A 6,039-nucleotide genomic window follows, 5' to 3' on the forward strand; every position below is an offset into this window, starting at 1 on the left:
TCCCGCGCCCGAGGCGCGGGAGCCCTCTTCTCGGTCGGATCACCAGTCGCCGCAGTCATCGTCGTCTTCGTAGAGGAAGAAGTCGTCGTCCTCCACGATGAAGCTGCCGCCGCCCCACGTGGGCGCGCTCGCGGCCGTAGTGCCCGCCGAGACCGGGGCGGCCTGCGCGGACGCCGCTGTCAGGGCCGCACCCGCGCCCGCGAAGGACAGAACGGCGATGACCGCTGCGATGCGCATGGGAATTCTCATGAAAACTCCTCCTTGGAGGATTCGAAGCCGGAAAGGCCAAAGCAGAACTCTCTGAAAATGGAGTGGTTCGCCCGAGGCTGCCCGGTCGTTCTCTGGAGCATGTGCCGGGCCGGCGGACTCACCTCCTGACTCCATCTCGTCTGTTCCACTAACGCCATCCCCGACGGGAAGCGCGACAAACCGCTAGATATCCGGACTTGACCCTTTTGCTAAGTCGGAAATACTAAGCTTTTTATGAATTACGTACGGCTGGCCAACTTAGCGACCGAAAAGTCCGATTTATATTGTTTTAATGGGGAATGTTAAGTTCGGGGCCGGTTCCGGGTCGGGTGGTGGCCGGACGAGCGGTTCACGCGACAATCACCACTGACCCGCACCGCTTACTGTTGACCCATGCGGATCCATGTGGTGAGCGACGTTCACGGCCGCGTGGACGCCCTCGCCCGGGCGGCCGACGGCGCGGACGCGCTGGTGTGCCTCGGCGACCTCATCCTGTTCATCGACTACGCCGACCATGCTCAGGGCATCTTCGCCGAGCTCTTCGGGCACCGGAACGCTGATCATTTCATCGCGCTCCGCACCCAGAAGCGCTTCGAGGAGGCGCGCCTGTTCTCCGAGGAGATGTGGGGTTCGCTGGACGGCGGAGCCCGGCCGCACATCGAGCGTGCCGTACGGCGTCAGTACGCCGAGCTGTTCCAGGCGATGCCGGCCCCCGCCTATCTCACCTACGGCAATGTCGACCTCCCGCGCATGTGGGGCGACTACCTGCGGGACGGGCATCACGTGCTCGACGGAGAGGTCGTCGAACTCGGCGGGCTGCGGTTCGGCTTCGTCGGCGGCGGGTTGCGCACCGAATACCGCACGCCCAACGAGGTGGACGACGAGGTCTACGCCGCCAAGGTGGCCGCGGTGGGAGCGGTCGACGTGCTCTGCTGTCATATCCCGCCCGCGGTGCCCGACCTGCTGTACGACACGGTCGCGCGCCGGTTCGAGCGGGGCAGTGAGGCGGTGCTCGACCTGATCCACGAGACGCAGCCACGGTACGTGCTGTTCGGCCACGTCCATCAGCCGCTCGCGCGGCGGATGCGCGTCGGCCGTACGGAATGTGTCAATGTCGGGCACTTCCGGGCCAGCGGAACGCCGTACGTCCTGACGGTTTAGGTGGCGCTCTCTCTGGGGGTACGCTCCACGTGGCCTACCAGGGGCGCACGGCGGTGACATTCGAGGTGAAGGGCGGACGCCGATGGCGGATCGGACGAGTTCCACTATCGTGATCAAAGGGGGACGACCCGAGATCACCGCGGTCATCGCCGACCTTGAGGGCTACCCCGAGTGGGCCGGGGGCATCCACGGCGTCGAGGTCCTCGAGGCCAGGCCGGACGGCCGGCCGGCCCGGGTCCGCATGACCATCGACGCGGGCCCCATCAAGGACACGATCGCCCTGGCGTACGAGTGGGACGGCGACGAGGGCGTGCGCTGGACCCTGGTCGAGAAGGGCAACGTCGTGACGTCACTGCACGGCTCCTACCGGCTCACCGAGCGGGACGACGGCACCGAGGTCACCTACGAGCTGGCCGTCGACTCCCGCATCCCCATGATCGGCATGGTCAAGCGCAAGGGCGAAAAGATGATCATCGAATCGGCGCTCAAAGGCCTGAAACGACGCGTCGAGCGGTGACGGACACCCATGTGCCGTCACAGGGGCGGTACGGTTTCTTGCCGATGACAAGGTGGATGATGGTCCTATGAGCGAGCAGTCAGGCTATGTCCTCGAAGAGGCCGTGAAGCTCTTTGTGACGTTGCGCCGGCGGATGCGCGACAGCGGTCCCGCCGACGACGACGTGTGGGGCCGGGCCACGCACGAGAGCGCGGGCGGATCCCATTTCGCGACCGGCGCACCCGAATGCCAGTATTGCCCGATCTGCCGGACCGTCGCTGCGGCGCGCACGTCGGGCACCGACGTCGTCGGGCATGTGATGGACGCCGGTCAGGCGCTGGTCGCTGCCATGCGCGAGACCGTCGCGGCCTACGATCGTTCCCGGCCGGCTCGCCCTAGGGCCGACGGAGATCCCATCGACGTCGGCTGACCTCGGTCGATCTCGGCGTGGGAACCCACCGGCGGCGCGCCGCTCGCCGGACTGAATCAGGAGGATGCGGTACATGGCGCTGACCATCGGCGTGGACGTCGGCGGCACCAAGGTGGCCGGTGGTGTGGTCGATCATCATGGCCGGATTCTGGAGCAGGTGCGACGGCCGACGCCGTCCACCAATCCGAAGGAGACCGCCGAGGTCATCGCCGAGGTCGTCAACCTGCTCAAGGGCAAGTTCGACGACGTCAAGGCGGTGGGAGTCGGTGCGGCAGGCTTCGTCGACGAGGACAGGGCCATCGTGCAGTTCGCCCCGAACCTCGCCTGGCGCGACGAGCCGATCAGGCAGAAGATCGAGGAACGCGTCGAACTGCCCGTCGTGGTCGAGAACGACGCCAACGCGATGGCATGGGGCGAGGCTCGGTTCGGAGCCGGCCGGGGTGAGGACTTCCTGGTCTGCGTCACCCTCGGCACCGGCATCGGCGGCGGCATCGTCGTCGACGGCAACCTCTACCGCGGCCGCTTCGGCATCGGCGGAGAGATCGGCCACTTCCGGGTGGTGCCCGAGGGCCGCCGCTGCGGCTGCGGCAACCGCGGCTGCTGGGAGCAGTACGCCAGCGGCAGCGCACTCGTCGCCGAGGCCCGCGACCTCGCGCGCGTCTCACCCGCGCTGGCCGGCCGGCTCCTCGAACTCGGCGGCGGGAAGCCCAACGGGATCAGCGGTCCAGAGATCACTCAGGCCGCCCGCGAAGGCGACCCGGCCGCTCTGGAGTGCTTCCAGACCATCGCCAAATGGACCGGACAGGGCCTGGCCGACCTGACCGCCATCCTGGATCCGGGCGTCTTCATCATCGGCGGCGGGCTCTCCGACGCGGGCGACCTCCTGCTCGCACCCGTCCGCGCGGCGTTCGAGAGAGCGCTCACCGGGCGGGGGCACCGGGCCTTCGCCGACATCCGGATCGCCGAACTCGGCTCCGCGGCCGGCATCGTGGGAGCGGCGGACCTCGCACGCATCTGACCGCGCCTTCGGCGCGGCGGCTCGCGGGCTGTGTTTGATGGCCGCGCCTTCGGCGCGGCGGCTCGCGGGCGTTTGACGCGGCGTCTTCCCTCGTCGCAGGCGAGCACTCGTTCCTCGCGCTCGCCTGCTCCTCAGTCCAGACACCGCGCGCCCGCTCGCGGGCTCCTCGGTCGCTCTGATCAGCCGGCGTGACGGTTCGGGGCAGCGACATCGAACTGGCCGGGTAAGGCTGGGAATCGTACGGGTGAAGGTCGCACGGCCGGTGGGTTCGAGGTGATCGATCGCCTGGGTTCGGCGGGTACGTTGTGGGTGTGCCTACCGTGCGGGTGCTGAGCTACAACATCAGGTCGTTGCGTGACGACACCGCCGCGCTCGAGCGGGTCGTTCGCGGGTGCGCGCCCGACCTCGTGTGCCTGCAGGAGGTCCCGCGGTTCCTGCTGTGGCGCACCAAGCGCCGGAGATTCGCGCGGCGTTGCGAGCTCACCGTCGCCGCCGGGCGGCGGGCGGCGGGTCTGGCGGTGCTGGCCGGGCCACGCGCCACGGTGCTGCACCGGGAGTACCACCTGCTGACCCGGGTGACGGGACTGCACCGGCGAGGGCTCGCGATCGCCGTGGCCGAGGTGCAGGGCGTCCGGCTCATCGCCGCGAGCACCCACCTCGACCTCGCCGACGTCCCCCGGCGGGCCCACGTCGGCCAGTTGCTCGGCCTGTTGGAACGGGCCCGGCGCACGTACCGCGCGCCGGTCGTGCTCACGGGCGACATCAACGAGGAGTCCGGGGGACAGGCCTGGGATCTGCTCGCGGGCAGCTTCCAGGACGCCTACGCCGTCGCCCCGGCCGGGATGGGACACACGTTCTCGGCGCGCCGCCCACGCCGGCGCATCGACGGGATCTTCGCTGATCCAGACGTCGAGGTCGTCGGTTGCGGCGTACCCGCCGACACGGCGGTCTCAGCCGACTACACACGGGCCACCGACCACCGGCCGGTGTTCGCGGAGCTCTGCCTGCGCCGCTGACCGCGGTGGGCAAAGCCCGCCGGACGGCGCTCTCGGAACGCCGGTCCGTCAGACGACCGCGCCGTCGTCGGGACCGCGCGGCTCGTCGCCCATCCTGAGCACGAGCGTCACGAAGCCACCGATGAACGCGGCGACCGCGAGGAACGCCGCCCAACCGGGCACCTCCCAGCCGAGCAGTACGGTCAGCAGCAGATACAGCGGGCCGCCGACCAGGGCGGCCCAGGCGGTGCGCGTCACCGAGTCGCCGCTCGGCAGCGGCGGGGGAGGCGGAGGAACGTAGTGGCCCTCGTCGTCCGCGGGCGGGGGCTCGGTCACACCACCGGTGTCGATCACGCGCGCGGTCGGCAGCCGCCCGGTGCTGTCGGTGCCTTCGGCGACGGAGGGCTCGTCGAGATCCTCATCGAGGTTCTCCTGGTCCGGCCAGGGCCTCGCCCCGTCCTTCGGAGACTCCTCGAAGGACGCCACGATCTCAGCCCAGACGGCGTCGTCGTCACGCTCGACCGTGCCCGTACCGGTCTCGAACTCGGATGTCGCGCCGGCGTCCCTCGCCCGCGCGCCGGGGCCCGGGTCGTGCGTGAGCTCCTCGCGCAACCGGTCGAGATGCGAGTGCAGCACCCTCTCGGCCGTGGACTTCATGGACGTGTCCACGTAAAGGCGGTCCAGGGGTTCTTCCGCGGACGGCTCCTCCGAGGGCTCGGTCACGGGGGAGGCCGCGTAAGCCGCCACACCCGCGTCCCGGAGCGTGGCGAGCATGGCGTCCGCCAGCTCCGCCACGAGATCGGCCAGCGGTGCGTACGCGTCCGCGGACAGCCCGTTGTCACGACGGTTCACGGGTTCGGCTCCCCCGATGGACCCGGCTTCAGCGCCATGACAGCCCTCGCTCCCCTCGGCAAGCAGTTCTGAGATGAGCCTACGGCCCGAATCGTCCCATGCGCTGCGCTCGTACACCAAGGGTGTGGGCGACCCGCGCCAGAGATGGCAGGATGTCCAATCATCTCCGGTTCGGCGGGCTGCCGAAGGGCGTGTTCCAAGAAAGGTGGCAACATGTTCTGGTGGGTGGTCAAGGCCATCTTGGGGCCCATCCTCACCGTAGTTTGGCGCCCTCGGCGCGAGGGCATGGACAACGTTCCGCGCACCGGGCCGGCCATCATGGCGAGCAACCATCTGTCGTTCGCCGATCACTTCTTCGGGCCGCTGCCGCTCCGACGTCCCATCGTATTCCTCGGCAAGCGGGAGTACTTCACCGGCAAGGGGATCAAGGGCCTGGTCAGCCGGGTCTTCTTCAGGGGAGTCGGGGTCATCCCCCTGGACCGCACCGGTGGCGGGGCGAGCGACGAGGCGTTGCAGACTGGTCTGCGGGTGCTCGGGGAGGGCAAGCTGCTCGGGATCTATCCCGAGGGGACGAGGGCACCGGACAACCGGCTCTACCGAGGCAAGACCGGGGTCGCCCGGCTGGCGCTCGAGTCCCGGGCGCCGGTCATCCCCATGGCAATGATCAACACTTTCGAACTGATGCCCTCCGGCCGCGTTCGGCCACGGCTGGGGGTGCGCCCAGGCGTGCGGTTCGGCGAGCCGCTCGACTTCTCGCAGTACTACGGCAAGGCCGAGGACCATCTCGTCCTGCGCGCCGTGACCGACGAGATCATGAACGCGATCAGAGAGCTCTCCG

Annotated in this window: 8 protein-coding genes; 6 read left to right on the top strand and 2 right to left on the bottom strand. The window is 69.1% G+C overall.

Going from position 1 to position 6,039, the window contains the following annotated elements:
• Positions 1-39 precede the first annotated feature (39 nt).
• Positions 40-249, bottom strand: coding sequence for a hypothetical protein (locus HKK72_RS34700; RefSeq protein ID WP_187238642.1), 210 nt, complete (start codon positions 247-249; stop codon positions 40-42).
• 393 nt (positions 250-642) lie between these two features.
• On the opposite strand from HKK72_RS34700, the gene HKK72_RS34705 reads away from it, so the two are divergent.
• From HKK72_RS34705 to HKK72_RS34725, 5 genes are all read left to right on the top strand, one after another.
• Entirely contained in the window at positions 643-1,410 is a 768-nt protein-coding gene (locus tag HKK72_RS34705; RefSeq protein WP_187238643.1) for a metallophosphoesterase, read from the top strand.
• 109 nt (positions 1,411-1,519) lie between these two features.
• Positions 1,520-1,927, top strand: a complete 408-nt coding sequence (locus HKK72_RS34710; protein WP_315987596.1) for an SRPBCC family protein — start codon at positions 1,520-1,522, stop codon at positions 1,925-1,927.
• 67 nt (positions 1,928-1,994) lie between these two features.
• The gene (locus HKK72_RS34715) at positions 1,995-2,336 is read left to right on the top strand and encodes a hypothetical protein (protein WP_187238645.1); all 342 of its coding nucleotides are present in this window, start codon (positions 1,995-1,997) and stop codon (positions 2,334-2,336) included.
• A 73-nt stretch (positions 2,337-2,409) separates the two neighbouring features.
• Positions 2,410-3,354, top strand: coding sequence for an ROK family glucokinase (locus tag HKK72_RS34720; RefSeq protein ID WP_187238646.1), 945 nt, complete (start codon positions 2,410-2,412; stop codon positions 3,352-3,354).
• Between the two features lie 311 nt (positions 3,355-3,665).
• Positions 3,666-4,370: an endonuclease/exonuclease/phosphatase family protein gene (locus HKK72_RS34725; RefSeq protein ID WP_187238647.1), complete on the top strand. Its 705-nt coding sequence runs from the start codon at positions 3,666-3,668 to the stop codon at positions 4,368-4,370.
• A 48-nt stretch (positions 4,371-4,418) separates the two neighbouring features.
• Here the strand turns inward: HKK72_RS34725 and HKK72_RS34730 are convergent, their stop codons facing one another.
• Positions 4,419-5,201, bottom strand: coding sequence for a hypothetical protein (locus HKK72_RS34730; protein WP_187238648.1), 783 nt, complete (start codon positions 5,199-5,201; stop codon positions 4,419-4,421).
• Between the two features lie 213 nt (positions 5,202-5,414).
• Here HKK72_RS34730 and HKK72_RS34735 point away from each other — a divergent pair.
• The coding region (locus HKK72_RS34735; RefSeq protein ID WP_187238649.1) for a lysophospholipid acyltransferase family protein at positions 5,415-6,039 on the top strand (625 nt) is incomplete at its 3' end.

Origin of the sequence: Actinomadura sp. HBU206391 (assembly GCF_014323665.1) — a bacterium.
Classification (GTDB): Bacteria; Actinomycetota; Actinomycetes; order Streptosporangiales; family Streptosporangiaceae; genus Actinomadura_C.

Excerpts from the sequence above, each read along its gene's own strand:
- HKK72_RS34700 (WP_187238642.1), bottom strand. The coding sequence starts at position 249 with ATGAGAATTCCCATGCGCATCGCAGCGGTCATCGCCGTTCTGTCCTTC.
- HKK72_RS34705 (WP_187238643.1), top strand. The coding sequence starts at position 643 with ATGCGGATCCATGTGGTGAGCGACGTTCACGGCCGCGTGGACGCCCTC.
- HKK72_RS34715 (WP_187238645.1), top strand. The coding sequence starts at position 1,995 with ATGAGCGAGCAGTCAGGCTATGTCCTCGAAGAGGCCGTGAAGCTCTTT.
- HKK72_RS34720 (WP_187238646.1), top strand. The coding sequence starts at position 2,410 with ATGGCGCTGACCATCGGCGTGGACGTCGGCGGCACCAAGGTGGCCGGT.